At 56.0% G+C, this 19264-nt stretch carries 17 protein-coding genes; 10 read left to right on the top strand and 7 right to left on the bottom strand.

Annotated features, from left to right (window positions below):
* The first annotated feature begins 40 nt into the window (after positions 1 to 40).
* From cpdA to FGI04_RS16970, 4 genes are all read left to right on the top strand, one after another.
* Positions 41 to 868 carry a 3',5'-cyclic-AMP phosphodiesterase gene (gene cpdA / locus FGI04_RS16985; RefSeq protein WP_342698960.1) on the top strand — a complete coding sequence of 276 codons (828 nt, stop codon included), beginning with the start codon at positions 41 to 43 and terminating at the stop codon, positions 866 to 868.
* Positions 868 to 1449 (top strand): esterase YqiA, encoded by a 582-nt coding sequence (yqiA, locus tag FGI04_RS16980; protein WP_407274426.1) that lies wholly within the window; start codon positions 868 to 870, stop codon positions 1447 to 1449. The genes cpdA and yqiA overlap by 1 nt, the downstream gene beginning before the upstream one ends.
* 201 nt (positions 1450 to 1650) lie before the next feature.
* Complete coding sequence (parE, locus tag FGI04_RS16975) at positions 1651 to 3546, top strand: DNA topoisomerase IV subunit B (protein WP_016943068.1); 1896 nt, start codon at positions 1651 to 1653, stop codon at positions 3544 to 3546.
* 12 nt (positions 3547 to 3558) lie between these two features.
* Positions 3559 to 4455, top strand: a complete 897-nt coding sequence (locus FGI04_RS16970) for a LysR family transcriptional regulator (RefSeq protein WP_342698958.1) — start codon at positions 3559 to 3561, stop codon at positions 4453 to 4455.
* Positions 4456 to 4495: 40 nt separating this feature from the next.
* Here FGI04_RS16970 and FGI04_RS16965 read toward each other — a convergent pair whose 3' ends face one another.
* Complete coding sequence (locus FGI04_RS16965) at positions 4496 to 5077, bottom strand: NAD(P)H-dependent oxidoreductase (RefSeq protein WP_407322156.1); 582 nt, start codon at positions 5075 to 5077, stop codon at positions 4496 to 4498.
* Between the two features lie 283 nt (positions 5078 to 5360).
* Between FGI04_RS16965 and parC the strand changes: the two genes are divergently transcribed.
* From parC to ftsP, 3 genes are all read left to right on the top strand, one after another.
* Positions 5361 to 7637 (top strand): DNA topoisomerase IV subunit A, encoded by a 2277-nt coding sequence (gene parC, locus FGI04_RS16960; protein WP_407274428.1) that lies wholly within the window; start codon positions 5361 to 5363, stop codon positions 7635 to 7637.
* Between the two features lie 253 nt (positions 7638 to 7890).
* Positions 7891 to 8628 carry a 1-acylglycerol-3-phosphate O-acyltransferase gene (locus FGI04_RS16955; protein WP_248588546.1) on the top strand — a complete coding sequence of 246 codons (738 nt, stop codon included), beginning with the start codon at positions 7891 to 7893 and terminating at the stop codon, positions 8626 to 8628.
* Positions 8629 to 8715: 87 nt separating this feature from the next.
* Positions 8716 to 10125 (top strand): cell division protein FtsP, encoded by a 1410-nt coding sequence (gene ftsP / locus FGI04_RS16950; RefSeq protein ID WP_407337024.1) that lies wholly within the window; start codon positions 8716 to 8718, stop codon positions 10123 to 10125.
* Between the two features lie 55 nt (positions 10126 to 10180).
* On the opposite strand, the gene dkgA is transcribed toward ftsP, so the two are convergent.
* The 3 genes from dkgA to FGI04_RS16935 all read right to left on the bottom strand — a co-directional run bounded on the left by dkgA (position 10181) and on the right by FGI04_RS16935 (position 13230).
* A complete protein-coding gene (gene dkgA / locus FGI04_RS16945) occupies positions 10181 to 11026 on the bottom strand; it encodes a 2,5-didehydrogluconate reductase DkgA (protein ID WP_342698954.1) in 846 nt (281 codons plus the stop codon).
* A 227-nt stretch (positions 11027 to 11253) separates the two neighbouring features.
* On the bottom strand, positions 11254 to 12417 hold the full coding sequence (gene yqhD / locus FGI04_RS16940) for an alcohol dehydrogenase (protein ID WP_342698953.1): 1164 nt from the start codon (positions 12415 to 12417) through the stop codon (positions 11254 to 11256).
* Between the two features lie 72 nt (positions 12418 to 12489).
* Positions 12490 to 13230: an NADPH-dependent oxidoreductase gene (locus tag FGI04_RS16935; protein ID WP_342698952.1), complete on the bottom strand. Its 741-nt coding sequence runs from the start codon at positions 13228 to 13230 to the stop codon at positions 12490 to 12492.
* 208 nt (positions 13231 to 13438) lie between these two features.
* Between FGI04_RS16935 and FGI04_RS16930 the strand changes: the two genes are divergently transcribed.
* A complete protein-coding gene (locus tag FGI04_RS16930; protein ID WP_407274429.1) occupies positions 13439 to 14353 on the top strand; it encodes an AraC family transcriptional regulator in 915 nt (304 codons plus the stop codon).
* A gap of 66 nt (positions 14354 to 14419) precedes the next feature.
* On the opposite strand, the gene FGI04_RS16925 is transcribed toward FGI04_RS16930, so the two are convergent.
* The gene (locus FGI04_RS16925; RefSeq protein ID WP_342698950.1) at positions 14420 to 15079 is read right to left on the bottom strand and encodes a DedA family protein; all 660 of its coding nucleotides are present in this window, start codon (positions 15077 to 15079) and stop codon (positions 14420 to 14422) included.
* Positions 15080 to 15267: 188 nt separating this feature from the next.
* Complete coding sequence (gene metC, locus FGI04_RS16920; RefSeq protein ID WP_407274430.1) at positions 15268 to 16461, bottom strand: cystathionine beta-lyase; 1194 nt, start codon at positions 16459 to 16461, stop codon at positions 15268 to 15270.
* A gap of 487 nt (positions 16462 to 16948) precedes the next feature.
* On the opposite strand from metC, the gene exbB reads away from it, so the two are divergent.
* A complete protein-coding gene (gene exbB / locus FGI04_RS16915) occupies positions 16949 to 17668 on the top strand; it encodes a tol-pal system-associated acyl-CoA thioesterase (RefSeq protein WP_342699015.1) in 720 nt (239 codons plus the stop codon).
* A 4-nt stretch (positions 17669 to 17672) separates the two neighbouring features.
* A complete protein-coding gene (gene exbD, locus FGI04_RS16910; RefSeq protein WP_012883090.1) occupies positions 17673 to 18092 on the top strand; it encodes a TonB system transport protein ExbD in 420 nt (139 codons plus the stop codon).
* 107 nt (positions 18093 to 18199) lie between these two features.
* Here the strand turns inward: exbD and FGI04_RS16905 are convergent, their stop codons facing one another.
* Positions 18200 to 19219, bottom strand: coding sequence for a substrate-binding domain-containing protein (locus FGI04_RS16905; protein ID WP_342698948.1), 1020 nt, complete (start codon positions 19217 to 19219; stop codon positions 18200 to 18202).
* Between the last annotated feature and the right edge of the window lie 45 nt (positions 19220 to 19264).

Genomic DNA, 19264 nt, shown 5'->3' with positions numbered 1-19264 from the left:
TCGATTTGTTAGGCAGATTGCAAAGACCCAAGGACACTATTTGGAAAGCCTGTTGACACTTCCTGTGGCGAGTGGGGCCAGAGTCAGGATTTTACAAATAACAGATACCCACCTTTTTGCCGACGAGCAGGGGACCCTGCTCGGCGTAAATACTTACCGCAGCTATCAGGCGGTGCTGAATGCTATCGCAGCTCAGCAAATGAATGTCGATCTGATTACCGCTACCGGAGATTTGGCGCAGGACCATACGCAGGACGCGTACACGCATTTTGCGACGGGTATTCGTCGTCTTGGCGCACCTTGCGTCTGGTTACCCGGCAACCATGACTTTCAGCCCGCGATGGTGGATGTGCTGGCCCGTTCGGGGATTGCACCGTCCAAACATGTGCTACTGGGTGAGCACTGGCAGGTTATTTTGCTGGATAGTCAGGTATTCGGCGTACCGCATGGCGAATTGAGTGAATACCAACTGGAGTGGCTGGATCGCAACCTGCGAAGCCAGCCGGATCGCCATACATTACTGATGCTGCATCATCATCCTTTATCGTCGGGTTGTACCTGGCTGGACCAACACAGCCTGCGTAATGCCCACAGTCTGGATGCGTTGTTGTCCCGTTTCCCGCGTGTGCGTACCGTGCTGTGCGGCCATATTCATCAGGAAATGGATCTGGACTGGAATGGCCGCCGCCTGCTGGCGACGCCGTCGACCTGTGTGCAATTCAAGCCGCATTGCACTAACTTTACCATTGATAATGTCGCGCCCGGCTGGCGCTATCTGGAACTGTTGCCGGATGGCGAAGTGGAAACCCGGGTCTGTCGCCTTGAAGGAAATGAATTCCTGCCAGATATGGATTCGGACGGTTACTGATGCCCACCCTGCTTTATCTTCACGGTTTTAATAGTTCGCCGTTGTCGGCGAAAGCCACGGCATTGCAGCAGTGGCTGGCGCAGCACCATCCCCAGATTGATATGCTGGTGCCACAATTGCCGCCTTACCCGGCACAAGCGGCGGAAATGATGGAACAACTGGTCATGGAGCGAGCCGGACGGCCGCTCGGTCTGGTCGGTTCATCGCTGGGTGGCTATTACGCGACCTGGCTGTCACAGTGTTTTCGCCTGCCTGCGGTGGTGGTCAACCCTGCGGTACGGCCTTACGAATTGCTGCTCGATTTCCTGGGTGAACAGCAGAACCCCTACACCGGCGAGCAATATGTGTTAGAGTCACGGCACATTTACGATCTCAAGGTGATGCAGGTCGAACCGCTGGAGTCTCCGGATTTACTGTGGTGCCTGCTGCAGACTGGGGATGAGGTGCTGGATTACCGTCAGGCCGTCGCTTACTACACGGCCTGTCGTCAGACGGTAGAGTCCGGCGGTAATCATGCGTTTGTAGGGTTTGAGCACTATTTTGCGCCGATGATCGACTTTCTTGGATTAACGGTGGACTGACTCATCCTGGCGTCGCCGCGATGAACGGACGGCGCCCCTCATCACCCCTATCCCGTTTGTCAGGTTGGTCAAACCCGTGTTGACGGGGAGTTTCACCCTGATAATCAACGCTTGGCGTGATACCTGCGCCACGTATAATCGCGGGATACCGTCTGACTTTCAAACTCTGACTTTCAAACAACGACAACATGCATTCTAATCATGACGCAATCAAGTTATAACGCTGATGCGATTGAAGTCCTCAGCGGGCTGGAGCCGGTGCGCCGCCGTCCGGGGATGTACACCGATACCACCCGTCCCAACCATCTGGGACAAGAGGTGATAGACAACAGCGTCGACGAAGCGTTGGCTGGCCACGCCCGTCGTATCGATGTGATCCTGCATCCTGATCAGTCGCTAGAGGTGATTGATGATGGACGTGGGATGCCGGTGGATATCCACCCGGAAGAAGGGGTTCCCGCTGTCGAGCTGATCCTCTGCCGTCTGCATGCCGGGGGGAAATTCTCCAACAAGAATTACCAGTTTTCCGGTGGTTTGCATGGCGTGGGTATTTCCGTGGTCAACGCGCTGTCCACCCGGGTGGAAGTGACGGTACGCCGCGACGGCCAGGTCTACGACATCGCGTTTGAAAATGGCGATAAAGTACAAGATTTGACGGTGACAGGCACCTGTGGTCGCCGTAACACCGGTACCCGGGTACGCTTCTGGCCTGATGTGACGTTCTTCGACAGCCCGCGTTTTTCCGTATTATCCCTGACGCACCTGCTGAAAGCCAAGGCCGTGTTGTGCCCCGGCGTGGAAATTGTCTTTAAAGATGGCGTGAACGATACCGAGCAACGCTGGTGTTATCAGGGCGGCCTGAGCGATTACCTGTGCGAAGCGGTCAACGGCCTGCCGACGCTGCCGGAAAAACCGTTCGTTGGCGCAATCCCCGGCGATACCGAAGCGGTGGAGTGGGCGCTGCTGTGGTTGCCGGAAGGCGGTGAACTGCTGACCGAAAGTTACGTTAACCTGATCCCGACCATGCAAGGCGGTACTCACGTCAACGGCTTGCGACAAGGGCTGCTGGATGCGATGCGCGAATTCTGCGAATTCCGCAATATATTGCCGCGTGGCGTTAAGCTCAGTGCCGAAGACATCTGGGAGCGTTGCGCTTATGTGTTATCGCTGAAGATGCAGGACCCCCAATTCGCTGGTCAGACGAAAGAGCGGCTGTCGTCACGTCAGTCGGCGGCATTCGTTTCCGGTGTGGTCAAAGATGCCTTCAGCCTGTGGCTGAATCAGAACGTACAGGCGGCGGAGCAACTGGCGGAGATGGCTATCTCCAGCGCCCAGCGTCGTATGCGTGCGGCCAAGAAAGTGGTGCGCAAGAAACTGACCAGTGGTCCGGCGCTGCCCGGTAAGCTGGCGGACTGTACCTCGCAAGATTTGAGCAAAACCGAACTGTTTCTGGTGGAGGGGGATTCAGCAGGCGGCTCTGCCAAACAGGCGCGCGATCGTGAATATCAGGCGATCATGCCGCTCAAGGGTAAGATCCTCAACACCTGGGAAGTCTCGTCGGACGAAGTGCTGGCATCGCAGGAAGTCCACGATATTTCGGTGGCGATCGGCATCGATCCTGACAGTGACGACCTGAGCCAGTTGCGTTACGGCAAGATCTGTATTCTGGCGGATGCGGATTCCGACGGGTTGCACATTGCCACGCTGTTGTGTGCGCTGTTTGTACGCCATTTCCGCGCACTGGTGCAGGGTGGTCATGTGTATGTCGCCATGCCGCCGCTATACCGCATCGACCTCGGAAAAGAGGTGTACTACGCGCTGGATGAAGAAGAGAAGGCCGGTATCCTCGAACAGCTCAAACGTAAGAAAGGCAAACCCAACGTGCAGCGTTTCAAAGGGCTAGGTGAAATGAACCCGATGCAACTGCGTGAAACCACGTTGGATCCGAATACCCGGCGTCTGGTACAGCTTACGGTGAGTGAGCAAGACATTGAGCAGACCATGGCGACCATGGATATGCTTCTGGCGAAAAAACGTTCCGAAGATCGCCGCAACTGGTTGCAGGAGAAGGGCGACAAGGCCGAACTTGACGTCTGACGCCCGGGTACGATGAAAGTCACGCTGGAAGAGATGCAGGCATTCGTGGTGGTGGTGGACTGTGGGTCTGTCACCGCTGCGGCTGGACAACTGGGGCAAACCACCTCGGGGATCAGCCGGGCGCTGAGTCGTCTGGAAAGCAAGCTCGGCATGACGCTGATGCACCGTACTACCCGTCGGCTGGCGTTGTCGGAAGAGGGGCAGATCTTTTTGCAACATGCGCGGGACGCGTTGTATGCGGTCGAGCTGGCGGAAGAGCAAATGGCGTTGCGCCGCAGTAAACCTTGTGGGCGGTTACGCATTAATGCCGCTGCCTCGTTTATGCAGCATGTGATCGTGCCGATAATCCCTGAGTTTCGCCGCCGTTATCCCTGTATTTTGCTGGAATTAAATAGCGATGATCTGATTATCGATTTGCTGGAACAGCAAACCGATATCGCGATTCGTATCGGTGAATTGCGTGACTCCAGCATCCATGCACGGCCGCTGGGCGCCACCCGATTGCGGCTTCTGGCAAGCCCTGCCTACCTGAACCGTCACGGCACGCCACTGAGTGTGGATGCGCTGGCGGGCCACACCTTGCTGGGGTTTACTCAGTCCGAGTCGTTAAATCTCTGGCCGTTACGCAACGCATTTGGCGATGATTATTCCATTTCGCCGGCGATCGCCGCGTCTAACGGTGAAATGCTGCGCCAACTGGCGTTGTGTGGGGAAGGTATTGTCCGGCTGTCGGATTTTATGACTCGGGATGATGTGGCGGCAGGTCGACTGGTGCAGGTATTAGAGGAAGAGACGTTAGACAGGCGTTTGCCGGTGAACGCGGTGTACTACCGCAATACGGAACTGGCCAGCCGGATTGTCTGTTTTCTGGATTTTCTTAGCGAGAAAGTGGCGCAGCATCCACTGTAGTGGTGAAGTGAATGCCGCACCGAGGGTAGCAAACTGTGAATCAGGCAAAAGCTTGATCAAGGTGGGCGCGGTAGCGGGCAATGTCCTGCTCTACGTCCGGTTGTTTGATGACATCGTTGCAGATGAAAGTTGGCAGCGGCGACAGACCGATGAACTGGTTGGCCTTGTGAAACGGCAGGTAGACGCCGTCTACACCGACACCATGGAAGAACTGATCCGGGTCGATGAAGGCCTCCAGTGGGGCGTTCCAGGTCAGCGACAGCAGGTAGTGTTTGCCCTGTAATAAGCCGCCAGAACCGTATTTCTTGCTGGCGTCCGTGCGGGTGCGGCCATCGCTGGCATACAGAGAACCGTGTCCGGCGGTGAAGACTTCGTCGATGTATTTTTTCAGGGTCCAGGGGGCACCCATCCACCAGCCAGGCATTTGGTAGATGATGGCGTCGGCCCACAGGATATTCTGCACTTCCTGTTCGATGTCGTAGCCGTCATCGACGGTGGTGACGCGGACCTGGCGGCCTTTGTCACGCAGGAACGTGGCGGCGACATCCGTCAGGGTACGGTTGAGTTCCCCTTTGGAATGGCCGAAGGCTTTTCCAGCATTGATGATGAGTACGTTTTGCATGGCTGATGACCTCAAATGGTATAAACAGGCGTTGAACGTCAGTCTAGCTGATAGTGTGATGGGGAAAAACGTGCTGTGACGCACAACACTGTTGCTAAATAGTCAATAATTGCGGGTTTGGGATCGAACAACGCATTGCGCTAACAGGATGCCGTGAAGAGAGACACAACTTGCGTTACTATCCGGTCAGTGTTGTCCGGTCGGTTTGCCACGTTGTGGTTCATCGCGCAACAATAAGCGAGTTTTTTGAACATGGCGATACGCCACGGTTTAAGGATTATCAATGAGTGACATGACTCATGACGGCGCAGAGCGTCTTGCGCTGCACACATTTACTGAGAACGCCTACCTCAATTATTCCATGTACGTCATCATGGACCGGGCGCTTCCCTTTATTGGCGACGGCCTCAAGCCGGTTCAGCGTCGTATCGTGTATGCGATGTCCGAACTGGGGCTGAGCGCCAGTGCCAAATTCAAAAAATCCGCCCGTACGGTGGGTGACGTGCTGGGTAAATATCATCCGCACGGTGACAGCGCCTGCTACGAGGCGATGGTGCTGATGGCGCAGCCTTTCTCCTACCGCTACCCGTTGGTGGACGGCCAGGGGAACTGGGGGGCGCCGGATGATCCCAAATCGTTCGCCGCCATGCGTTATACCGAGTCCCGTTTGTCGAAGTATGCTGAGGTGCTGCTGGGCGAACTGGGGCAGGGCACGGTGGATTATGTGCCGAACTTTGACGGCACATTGCAGGAGCCGAAGATGCTGCCTGCCCGCCTGCCTAACATCCTGCTTAACGGCACCACCGGTATCGCGGTCGGTATGGCGACGGATATTCCGCCGCATAACGTGCGTGAAGTGGCCGCCGCGGCAATGGCGTTGATCGATGAGCCGGACACGCCGCTGGAGGCGCTGCTGCGTCATGTGCAGGGGCCGGATTTCCCGACCGAAGCAGAAATCATCACCCCGCGTGATGAGATCCGCAAAATGTACGAAAGCGGTCGTGGCTCGGTGCGCATGCGTGCGGTGTGGAAGAAAGAAGATGGCAGCGTGGTGATCACCGCATTGCCGCATCAGGTCTCGGGGGCGCGCGTGCTGGAGCAGATAGCCAGCCAGATGCGGGCCAAAAAGTTACCGATGATCGACGATCTGCGTGATGAGTCCGACCATGAGAACCCGACCCGGCTGGTGCTGGTGCCGCGTTCCAACCGTATCGATCTGGATCAGGTGATGAACCATTTGTTCGCCACCACCGATCTGGAAAAGAGCTACCGCATCAACATGAATATGATCGGTCTGGATGGTCGCCCCGCGGTAAAAGGACTGCGAGAAATCCTGACCGAATGGCTGGCGTTTCGCCGCGACACGGTGCGTCGTCGGTTGAACTTCCGGCTGGATAAGGTTCTCAAGCGCCTGCATATCCTGGAAGGCTTGCTGATTGCGTTCCTGAATATCGATGAAGTCATCCATATCATCCGCAACGAAGATGAACCGAAGCCGGTTCTGATGGCGAAGTTCGGCCTGAGTGATACCCAGGCTGAAGCCATTCTGGAACTGAAACTGCGTCATCTGGCCAAACTGGAAGAGATGAAGATCCGTGGTGAGCAGGACGATCTGGCCAAAGAGCGCGATCAGATTCAGGCGTTGCTGGCCTCAGAGCGCAAGATGAACACCCTGCTGAAGAAAGAGATTCAGGAAGACGCCAAAGCCTATGGCGATGATCGCCGTTCGCCGCTGCATGAACGCGGTGAAGCTAAAGCCATGAGCGAGCATGACCTGTCGCCGTCTGAACCTGTGACCATCGTGCTGTCGGAAATGGGCTGGGTACGCAGTGCCAAGGGGCACGATATCGACCCGTCTGGCCTGAGTTACAAGGCGGGTGATGCCTATCGCGCCGCTGCCCGTGGCAAGAGCAACCAGCCGGTGGTGTTCATGGATTCGACCGGACGCAGCTATGCGCTCGATCCACTCACGTTGCCGTCGGCACGTGGGCAAGGTGAACCGTTGACCGGTAAATTGACCTTGCCGCCAGGGGCTTCCATCGAACAGGTGTTGATGGCATCAGATAACCAGCGGCTGCTGCTAGCCTCTGACGCTGGTTACGGCTTTATCTGTACCTTTGCCGATCTGGTTGCCCGTAACCGGGTGGGGAAAGCGGTGCTGACCCTGCCGGATAACGCGCGTGTGTTGCCACCGCTGGAGTTGCAGCGTGACGATGACCTGTTACTCACGATCACCGCCGCCGGGCGCATGTTGTTGTTCCCGGTTGCTGACCTGCCTGCCTTATCGAAAGGCAAGGGCAATAAGATAGTCTCGATTCCGGCGGCGCAACTGGCTAGCGGCGACGATCGGATACTGTGGCTGATGGCGATTGCGCCGCAATCTTCCGTCACGCTATACGCCGGTAAGCGCAAGTATTCCTTGCGTCCGGAAGAACTGCAGAAGTATCAGGCCAGCCGTGGCTGTAAAGGCACATCGTTGCCGCGCGGTTTGCAACGGGTCGATCGCATCGAGGTGGATGCGCCTGCTGGTATCGCAAACGTCGGTAGCAGCGAAGAGTAGTAGTGAAGAATAGTGCCTTCAGTGAAGGCAGACGGCCCGCCGTTGTGTGCGGCGGGTCGCCAACACGGTCCCTGCCTTGCCGGGGATGGGGCGGATAAGCGTCATCCCCGACACGATTTTCTTTCGTCATTTTTTCCTGTACGTCCGATGGCTGCTTTTGGATGGGGCTGTACGGTTTGCTGCGGCAAGGTTCGCCGTGTGTTTTAACGCGAAGCCGCTATACTAGCGGCGGCTGTTGGCTAATGAGGTTGCTATGTTATTCATTCTCCGCTTTTTGGTGGTGATCATCTTTTCTGTCGTGGTGTCTCTGGTTGGCTTCGTGTACTGCCTGTTTAGCCCGAAAGACCCTCGCCATGTTGCCCGGTTCGGTCGTCTGTTTGGCCGTTTATCGGTGGTGTTTGGTCTTAAGGTGGATATTCGCTATCCCCAGGCGTCCCATTTTGAGGGCAGCTGTATCTATATCGCCAACCATCAGAACAACTACGATATGGTGACGGCGGCTAAAGTGGTAATGCCGGGTACTGTCACGGTCGGCAAGAAGAGTCTGGTGTGGATCCCGTTTTTCGGCCCGCTGTACTGGCTGGCGGGGAATCTGTTGATTGATCGGGATAATAAAGCGAAGGCCCATAGCACCATCTCACAGGTGGTGGATCACATTAAAAAGCGCAACATTTCGGTGTGGATGTTCCCGGAAGGGACGCGCAGCCGCGGGCGCGGTCTGTTGCCGTTCAAAACCGGTGCGTTCCATGCCGCGATTGCCGCCGGGGTGCCGGTAGTCCCGATCTGCGTCTCCAGCACGCATAATAAAGTGAAGCTGAACCGCTGGAACAATGGTCATGTGATTGTTGAAGTGTTGCCGCCGATCGACTGCAGCGGTTATGGCAAGGATCAGGTGCGTGAACTGGCTACTTATTGCCATGACCTGATGGCGGAGAAAATCGCCCAGTTGGATGCCGAAGTTGCACAACGCGAAGCGGCGGAAAAACGCTAACGTCAGCGCCAGGATGCGCTGTGTGACCTTACGGGTGGTGGTACGACCCGGTGGGAGTAAGGGATTGGTTCGGTTTTCGGAGTCGTTATGTCATTGAGTCGGCGTCAGTTTCTTCAGGCCTCGGGGGTTGCGCTCTGTGCGGGTGCAATGCCGTTGACGGCCAGAGCCGATAGCGGGAAGAATCCGCTGCCTGTGCCACCGCTGCTGGAGTCTCGTCGTGGACAGCCGGTTTTTCTGACTATGCAGCGGGCGCACTGGGCGTTTTCTGGTGAGCGTAAAAACCCGGTCTGGGGATTTAATGGCCGTTATCTTGGCCCGACAGTGCGGGTGTTCAGTGATGATGACGTGAAGCTGGTCTACAGCAACCGTCTTAGTGAGCCGGTGTCAATGACCGTGAGCGGCTTGCAGGTGCCTGGGTCGCTGATGGGCGGCGCGGGTCGCATGATTCAGCCGAATATGGACTGGTCGCCGGTGTTGCCGATGCGGCAGGCGGCCGCGACCTGCTGGTACCATGCTAATACGCCCAATCGTATGGCACCGCACGTTTATAATGGGCTGGCGGGCATGTGGCTGATAGAAGATAGCCTCAGTAAATCGCTGCCGATCCCCAACCACTATGGTGTGGATGACTTCCCGCTGATTATTCAGGATAAACGGCTGGATAATTTCGGTGCGCCGCTGTATAGCCCGCCCAGCAGTGGTGGTTTCATCGGGGATACATTGCTGGTGAATGGCGCACAGAATCCGTATGTGGAGGTGTCGCGCGGTTGGGTGCGTTTGCGCCTGCTCAACGCCTCTAACGCCCGTCGCTATGTGATGCGCATGAGTGATGGTCGTCCGTTGCATCTTATCGCCAACGATCAAGGTTTCCTGCCTGCGCCGATGGCATTGAATCAGCTTTCACTGGCACCCGGCGAACGCCGTGAGGTGCTGGTTGATATGTCGCAGGGCAATGAAGCGACGCTGACCGCAGGGGAGTCTGCGACCCTCATGCAGCGGTTGCGCGGCCTGTTCGAGCCGTCGACGATTTTGGTGTCATCGGCGGTGTTAACCCTGCGACCCACCGGTTTGTTGCCGCTGGTGACCAATACTCTGCCGATGCGCCTTTTGAGCGACAATATTATTGACGGCGCTGTCAGCCGGACGCGTGAATTCCGCCTGGGTGACAGCCTGCCCGGTATCAATGGTGCCATGTGGGATATCAACCGTGTGGATGTGCAAACGCAGGTCGGGCGTTATGAACGCTGGATAGTGCATGCAGATCAAGCGCAGCCTTTCCATATTCAAGGGGCGGCATTTCTGGTGCGCAGCGTGAACGGTGGCCTGACACCGCCGGAGGACAGCGGCTGGAAAGACACGGTCTGGGTGGAAAATAATGTGGAACTGCTGGTGTATTTCGGCCAGTTCTCCACGCCACAATTTCCGTTCCTGTATTACAGCCACACACTGGAAATGGCGGATCGAGGTTCTACCGCCCAACTGGTGATTCAGCCCTGACACCCGCGCCAAGGGCGCGGGAAGCCGAATACAGTGAAGATGCGTCTGGTGAATATTAGTCTTTGTACGGCGCGTCGGTACGTGGTTGGTCAGGGTCTGGCCCCAGCCGCTTGCCGCAATCCAGCGTGGCGATGTCGCTCAGTTCCTCTTTTTCCAGCCTAAAATCAAACACCGCAAAATTTTCCCGGATACGCACTGGCGTAACAGATTTGGGGATGACGACTAAACCGCTGTCCAGATGCCAGCGAATCACAATCTGTGCCGGTGTCTTGCCGTATTTTTTCGCCAGCGCGTGGATAACCGGGTGGTCAAATACGCCTTCTCCTCCCTGCGCCAGCGGGCTTCTTGACTCGGTCTGGATATGATGGGTGGTATTCCAGGTTTGCAGCATACGCTGCTGGAAAAGCGGGTGTAATTCCACCTGATTGATGACTGGCATTACCCCGGTTTCTTCTTTCAGGCGTTGCAGATGGTGTGGGTTGAAGTTGCACACACCGACGCTTTTCGCCAGCCCCTGCTCTCTGAGATTGAGTAACCCACGCCAGGCTTCAACGTAGGTGTTCTGTTCCGGCAGCGGCCAATGGATCAGATACAGGTCTACGTACTCCAGTTGCAGTTTTCGCAGGCTTTCTTCGAGCGCTTGACGCGGATGCGCCTGATCGCTGTTCCATAGCTTGGTGGTGATGAAGATATCACTGCGCGGGATGACAGTTTCCTGCAAAGCTTTGCCAACACCCACTTCGTTTTTGTAGATAGCCGCAGTATCAATCAAACGGTAGCCGACACTCAGCGCTTCGGTCACTGCGGCAGTGGCTTGTTCATTGCTGGCTTGCCAGACGCCAAGCCCCAGTTGGGGCATGATAGTACCGTCAGCCAGTTTGACCAGAGGTTGCATCGTCATGTCATTCTCCTTGTTGTGCGCCTTCAGCGCCCGGCCGTGGAGGATTCTGGCGGCATGGCGGCAAGGTGGCGATGAGACAACAACGCCGCCAGAACGGCGGCGTATCGGGACTGTTTTTCACACCAAAATGATCTTTCACCTCAAGAATGATCTTTCACTTCAAGATAGTGCCTGCACACCTGTCGCGGCACTGTCTCAAGTGTAGTCGAAAAGTCAGTCTGGCGGGATTAACGGGCTGCTTCGTACACGCGTTTGCTGATGTCCAGCGTGATGTCTTTGTGTTCGCCCAACGCTGTCATGCCGTGCTCTTCCAGCTTCGCGACCAGCGCCGGAATAGAGCTGCCATCTAACTGGTAGTCAGACAGGCGAGTCGGTACGCCCATCTGCTCGAAGAAGGCGCGGGTGGCGGCGATTGCACCATCAATACGTTGGTCTTCTGAACCGTCACGCAGGTTCCAGATACGTTCGGCGTATTGCAGCAATTTCTCGCGTTTCTGGACACGACGTTCATTGAGCATCGCCGGGAGCACGATAGCCAGCGTCTGAGCATGGTCCAGTCCGTGCATCGCCGTGATTTCATGACCCAGCATATGGGTTGACCAGTCTTGCGGCACCCCTGCGCCAATCAGACCGTTGAGCGCCATGGTGGCACTCCACATCACGTTGGCACGAACATTGTAGTTATGCTGCTCTTTGAGGGCGTGCGGGCCTTCTTCGATCAGCGTCAGCAACAGCCCTTCGGCGAAGCGGTCTTGAACTTTGGCGTCAACCGGGTAGGTCAGATACTGCTCGACGGTATGGACGAAGGCATCGACCACGCCGTTGGCAATCTGACGTTCAGGCAGGGTATAGGTCACGACCGGGTCAAGCACGGCAAAGCGCGGGCATACCAGCGGGTTCATGAACGCCTGTTTGTCGCCGGTGCTCTTACGGGTAATAACCGCGCCGCTGTTGGATTCGGAGCCGGTCGCCGGCAGCGTCAGTACTACACCCAGAGGGATGGCGCTTTCTACGTGTGCTCCCCAGGTTTGCAGGATATGCCACGGGTCTTCGGCTGCCGTGTAGTTCACCGCTGCCGCGATGAATTTGGTGCCATCAGCAACCGAGCCACCGCCGACCGCCAGCAGAAAGTCGATGTTTTCCTTGCGCACGATCTCAACCGCTTTCATGAGCGTTTCGTAGGTGGGGTTAGGCTCAATACCTGAGAACTCCACGACGTTACGGCCTTTCAGCGCGTTGATGACCTGGTCGAATACGCCGTTTTTCTTGATACTGCCGCCGCCGTAGGTGATAAGAATGCGGGCGTCAGCGGGGATCTGGTCAGCCAGAGCAGCGATTTGCCCTTCGCCGAACAGGATTTTAGTCGGGGTGTGAAGCGTAAAGTTCTGCATGGTGCGTTCCTTGATAGAGGGTTGCCGGGCCACCGTGGTGTCACTGGCACGGATAACAGACCCGGATAAATGTTACTGATCCAGTTTAAAACCCTGCTGTAACAGCGCAGGCAGGACATGGGGGTAATAGACGCGTTGATAGTAGCTGGCGGTATTACTCCCCCAGGCTTCGCCATCGGTGCGTCCCGTTTGCTTCCAGTGGTTAATCAGTGTGTGGTTGTATTGTTCAATGGCCGCCGCCAGCGGTTCGGTATGGTAAACCTCTTCATGACGGAAGGTTTCCAGCGGCAGGCGTGGTTTTTGGTGCGCAGGCTGGTCGACATAACCCAAGACCAGTCCTGCCACCGGAAACGTCAGCGCTGGCAGTTCCAGCAGCTCGATCATTGCCTGTGGATTACGGCGCACACCGCCTATCGGCACGATGCCCAGACCAAAGGAATGCGCCGCGGCGATCAAGGTACCCAGCGCGATACCCACATCGGTCGCGCCGGAAATAATGCTTTCAACACTTTCGTGCGCATGTTGGGTATTGCCACTCATGGCAATGCCGGTTGCGCTTTTGTGCATATCCAGCACCAACGTGAGGAATACCGGCGCCTGCGCAATCCAGGATTGCCCGCCTGCCAGTTCAGCGATACGAGCGCGGCGTGCCGGATCACGGACAACGACGATGGAAACCTGCTGCGAATTCACCGAGGTCGGTGCCAGATGCGCACTGTCGATAATGGCGGACAGCACCTCTTCCGGGATAGGTTTATCCAGGTAACTGCGCTCGCTACGGTGCTGTTTAAGTAGCTCAATAGTGTGGTTCATGCGGATTCCTTATTGCCCATGGCAGTAGGAAGGTCATGGGCTGACTACGATGGTGTGGCGATGGCTGTCATTCTCGGCTTCTCCCGCTACTCCAGCAATGCTCATTTCTCGCTGTGTATTGCCCGTTTCTGCAAAAGTCAGGAGAAAAGGGTGATTCTGCTGCCTATCTGTGTCACTTTATTTCCGTTGTCAGTAAGAGATAAATATTATGCAGAATCTCGATTCACGCCAGCGTCTGGTCAAACTGGCGATGCCGCACACCCGCGGCAGTGGCGTCAGCCAGACGCCGATTGAGCAGGTGAGGGTGATTTATGCCGATCGCCATACGGCGCGGGCTCCGGTGTTGTACGACCCTTGTATCGTGATCATTTTTCAGGGGCATAAAGTGGGGTATGTGGGGGACAAAGTCTTTCAGTATGATCCGGACAATTACCTGCTGATGACGGTGCCGATGCCGTTCGAGTGTGAAAATTTCGCCAGCCCGGAAAACCCGCTGGTGGGGATTTCCATTCGGGTGGATATCCCAATGCTGCAAGACCTGCTGATTGAGATGGGCGATGACAACGCGGGCGAGAAACGGCGGCCTGAAGTTGCTGGTATCAACAGCATACCGCTTAACGAGGCCATCTTGTGTGCGACAGAGCGGTTGCTGGAAACGATGGCGAACGCCCGCGACGCGAGGGTACTGGGGCCGTGGATTGTGCGCGAAATCCTTTATCACGTGCTGTGCGGGCCGCGCGGTGATTCACTACAGGCATTGATGAACCGCTATAGTCATTTCAGCCAGATTGCCCGTGCGCTCCGCTATATCGAAAACCATTACGCGGATAATTTGAGCGTAGAGCGACTGGCCATGGAAGTGAACATGAGCGTGTCAGCGTTTCACCATAACTTCAAAACTGTCACTAATACGTCACCGGTACAGTATCTGAAGTCTTATCGGTTGCATAAGGCGCGTTTGCTGATGGTGCATGACGGGTTGAAAGCGAATACAGCGTCAATGCGGGTCGGTTATGAAAGCCCTTCTCAGTTCAGTCGGGAGTTTAAGCGCTTCTTTGGTGCGACACCGGGTGATGAGGTGGCTCGCTTGCGTTCAGGCGCTGAGGTGGTTGAGAGTAATTAAACCGAGTGGGCGGTATGCCCGCCCACTCAGGGAATTGAAGGGGATAGATAAGATTTTTTGTGGGTTTCAGGCCATGGCGCGTCTTTTACGCCACAAAACCAACAACATTCCCACCAGCCCGCTAACCAACAATAGCAGCGGCAGGATACACAATGCGGCCATGAACTGGTCTTCATAACGTTTGACCAGTGGAATCTGGTTGAGCGCGTAACCCATCGTGATGATACCGCTGACCCACAGAAAACCACTGAGCCAGTTGAAAATCTGAAAGCGGGTACTGCTGAACCCGGAGATCCCAGCGATGGTGGGTAGCAGGGTACGGACAAACGCCAGAAAACGACCTACCAACAGTGCGGACAGCCCATGCTGGTGGAACAAATTGTGAGTGCGCTGGTGGTAGTGAGCGGGTAACTGATGCAGCCATTTCTTCACCAACTGGGTGTCGCCCAGCCAGCGCCCTTGCAGGTAGCTTAACCAGCAGCCAAGGCTTGCTGCTATCGTCAATAACACTGCGGCAGGAAGGAAGCTCATCACACCTCTGGCGACCAGCGCGCCAGTCAGCAATAACAGGCTATCACCAGGCAGAAAGGACGCGGGGAGCAGGCCATTTTCCAGAAACAGGGTGGTAAAAAGCATGCCATAAATCACCCATATTACCTGTGGATCGGACAAGACGCTGAAGTCTTGCTGCCACAGCGCCCGTATTATTTCATGAACAACACTCATATTGCATCCTGTCTGGTTTTGCTATAAACCCTGTGGCCGCGTAAATACACTGCGTGCGCTGAGCTTCAAAATACGAGCATCAGGATAGGGTAAAAAAGGTAAACGTTTTGTCATCGTTGTAACTGCTCATCATATACGCTTTGCCTGACTTACCACAGCAGCTTCACGGGGCCAGAGGGATAATGGCGTCACATTTCCTGCAATCTCCTAAAGCCGGCTTCCAAATCGGCTTCCAGGTCGTCGTAATCTTCCAGACCGATGTGCAGTCGAACCAGCGTACCGGTCACGTCGACACCGCCTGCCGGACGAATCGCCGCCAGTTCTTGCGGTTGGTTCGCCAGAATCAATGATTCGAAACCACCCCAAGAGTAAGCCATACGGAAGTGGCTGAAATGATCAAGGTAATGGGCCAGTTGTTGGCGGCTTAGTGTTTCTTTTAGCACAAACGAGAACAGGCCGTTACTGCCGCTAAAATCCCGCACGAAAAATTCATGCCCTTTACAGCTGGGTAGCGCAGGGTGATTCACTGTCGCGACTTCCGGCCGCTGCGCCAGCCAGCGTGCTACGCGCAGGCCGTTTTCCTGATGCTGTTGCAATCTGACACCGAGTGTGCGCAGGCCACGGCTGGCCAGATAGGCGCTGTCCGCGTCGGCCATCTGTCCCATCAGGTAGGATTGTTCGCGCAATTGATCCCAGCAACGTGCGTTGGCAACGGCGGTACCGATCATCGCATCGGAATGGCCGACGATATATTTGGTGCCGGACTGGATCGAAATATCCACGCCAAGCTCAAGCGGACGGAACAACACACCGGCAGCCCAGGTGTTGTCGATCATGATAACGATATCCGGGTTAACGCGACGAACTGCCGCGACAATCGCTGGCACATCATGCACTTCCATGGTGATGGAGCCGGGCGATTCCAGGAAGACCACACGGGTGTTGGGTTGGATCAGGCTGGCGATATCACTGCCTACCATGGGATCAAAAAAGGTCGTGCTGATGTTCATTCGACTCAGCACTTTGTTACAAAAATCCTGCGTTGGTTCATAGGCTGAGCCGGTAACCAAAAGATGATCGCCTGCTGAGACAAACGAGCTAATGGCGTTGGCTATCGCGGCAGCCCCACAGGGGTAGAGTGCACAACCTACGCCGCCTTCCAGTTCGGTCATCGCATCCTGAAATGCGAAATGGGTCAGCGTGCCGCGGCGGCCATAAAACAAGGCACCTTTGGTCCGGTTAACGGCGGCGTGATGTTTCTCTTGCACGCTATCGAATATCAATGAAGAAGCACGTTGGATGACCGGGTTTACCGCACCCTGGGTGACGCGTTTGCTGCGTCCAGCGGCCACCAGTGTGGTGGCGATTTTTTTACTCGTCATTCGGCGTTACCTGTAGCTCAAACATTCCTTGCGTTCAGCCTTGTACGTTATCACGGCTGGAGGGACAGGGGGCGGCTTTTCTTATCTGGATGAAGATGTCTCAGGATGACACCGGGGCTACAGACACGGCAGCGGGTCAGGATAAGGGATGTCTCGAATAGCGAAGGTCATCAATACGCAAATAATAATGAGAACGACTATCAATTAATTTCAGGTTTGGTATCATTTTCGCCAGATTACGGTGGTATAAGAATGAGGGTGGAGGCACAGCGTGTATACGGCTGAGAAGAAGATTGACCTACGGGCGTCATCGGTCTGGCGTAAGTCTGTCGGGGTGTTCGGGGGCGTGATGTATCGCCTGATGGCGTTTGCGTTGTTAGGAATAACGGGGCGCACGCTGGCAGCACCGGCGTCGGTTGCTGCGGATACGGCATCGGCTGTTGCTACGCCGTCGGTACTGCCGCCGACGGGCGCGGTCGGTGGCCTGATGAATACCGACTTGTCCGTTCTGGGCATGTATCAGCACGCTGATGTCGTGGTAAAAACAGTAATGATTGGCCTGTTACTGGCATCCGTGGTCACCTGGGCGATTTTTTTCAGTAAGAGCGCGAGCCTGATGGGGGCGAAAAAGCGCATCCGCCGTGAGTATCAGGCACTGGAAGACGCCCGCACACTGGATGATGCAGCGGATATCGCGGCGGTGTTCAAACCGGGTAGCGTGTCGCTGCAACTGCTGACGGACGCCCGCAATGAGCAGGCGCTGTCCGAACGCTCTGACGACAACGGTGGCATCAAGGAACGTACCGCGTTTCGCTTTGAACGCCGTGTCGCAGCAACCGGGCGTCAAATGGGACGCGGAACCGGTTATCTGGCGACCGTCGGCGCTATCGCACCGTTTATCGGTCTGTTTGGTACGGTGTGGGGTATCATGAATAGCTTCATTGGTATTGCCCAATCGCAGACGACCAATCTGGCAGTGGTAGCCCCCGGTATCGCCGAAGCTCTGCTAGCGACCGCCATCGGGTTGGTGGCGGCAATCCCTGCTGTGGTGATTTACAACGTGTTTGCACGCTGGACGGCCAGCTACAAGGCGATGGTTGGCGATGTGGCTGCGCAGATTCTGTTGCTGCAAAGCCGCGATCTGGATATTGCTGCCAGCGTCGGCAAGCCTTCTCCTTCATCGGCACACCAGCTGCGGGTAGGGTAAGTCGATGGCGATGCATCTGAACGACGGGCAGAGTGAAAACGGTGAAATGCACGACATCAACGTGACGCCGTTTATCGATGTCATGTTGGTGCTGTTAATCATCTTTATGGTGGCGGCACCGCTGGCGACAGTAGACGTGCGCGTCAACCTGCCTGCGTCCAGCGCCACGCCGCAGCCACGCCCACAAAAGCCGGTGTTTTTGACGGTGAAGGCGGATAAGCAGTTGTATTTGGGTGACGATGCGGTAACCGAAGCGACGCTGGCGCAGGCGCTGGAAATCAAAACACAAGGTAATAAAGACACCACCGTCTTTTTCCAGGCAGATAAGAGCGTGGATTATGAAACCCTGATGCGGGTGATGGACTCGTTGCGTGACGCCGGGTATCTCAAAATCGGCCTGGTGGGGGCGGAGAAAGTACGCTGAGAAACGGGGTACTGACAGCATCGAACCACCAGTAAAAGAACCACCGTCTGTGCGGTGGTTTTTTTATTGGCGAAATACCTCACAAGGCGTGATGGTTGATGCCGTATTCAGGAACGGGAGTCGGGGTGACGCCAGTGCAGCCGGGTCGGCACGTACACGCGGCTTTCCGCGAGCGGTTGTCCTTCAATCAGCGCGTTGATCATCTCAAAGCTGTTGCGCGCCAGCGTTTCGCAATCCTGCGCCACGGTATCGATTTTCATCGGCAGACAGTCGAATAGATAGTGATCGTCAAAGCTACACAACCGCATATCGCAGTCCATCAGGTTGTGTTGATTCAGATAGCGTAGCACCCCTTCCAGCAGGCCGCAGGCCGCGGTAAATAAGGCGCGTGGGGGGCGACCCAGACGGGCGCATAACTGTGCGAACATTTCATAACCGGCGCTGGAATGGTAGTGGCCGTGGATAATCCACTCCGGGTTGCACGTCACACCGGCGCGCTCCAGCCCAAGTTGGAAACCGGCCAGCCGATCACGGGTCGGTGATATACGCGATTGCCCGCCGATAAAGTAGAATTCGTCCTGATGCTGACGGGCGATGTTTTCCACCAGCGTAGCGGTGGATTCCACCGCTTCAGACACCACCATCGGCAGGGTTGAATCACCAATCACCCGGTCGAACTGCAATACCGGTAACTGCTGGTTAATCTTCTGGTATTCGGCGTCGCTCAGCATACTGGACGCGACGATAAGGCCATCAACCTGACGCTGAATCAGGCTGTTGACCGCCATCATTTCCTGACTGGCGTTTTCATCAGTACAGGCGATCAGGAGCTGTAACCCGGCTTCCCGACACAGGCATTCCAGTTCACGGGAAATGACCGCGAAACCGTAGTTGGTCATTTCCGGCACCACCAACCCCAGCGTGTTGCTGCGGCTCGAACGTAACGAGCGAGCATGAATGCTCGGTTGATAGCGCTGCTGTTGCGCCAGCGCCAGCACCCGATCACGGGTTTCGTCCGAAACACGGAACTCTTTGCTGCGGCCATTGAGAACCAGACTGGCAGTGGATTTTGATACCCCTGCCAGTCGCGCGATGTCGCTGATTGTGACGCGTTTGGTTGGTTTCACCGTAATATCTTTAGAACGCAATGGCCGCTAACGGCATGAAAAGGA

The organism is Dickeya ananatis (assembly GCF_019464615.1).
Classification (GTDB): Bacteria; Pseudomonadota; Gammaproteobacteria; order Enterobacterales; family Enterobacteriaceae; genus Dickeya; species Dickeya oryzae.
Note: the sequence above shows the minus strand (reverse complement) of the source record. Positions and strands in the feature narration are given on the sequence as shown.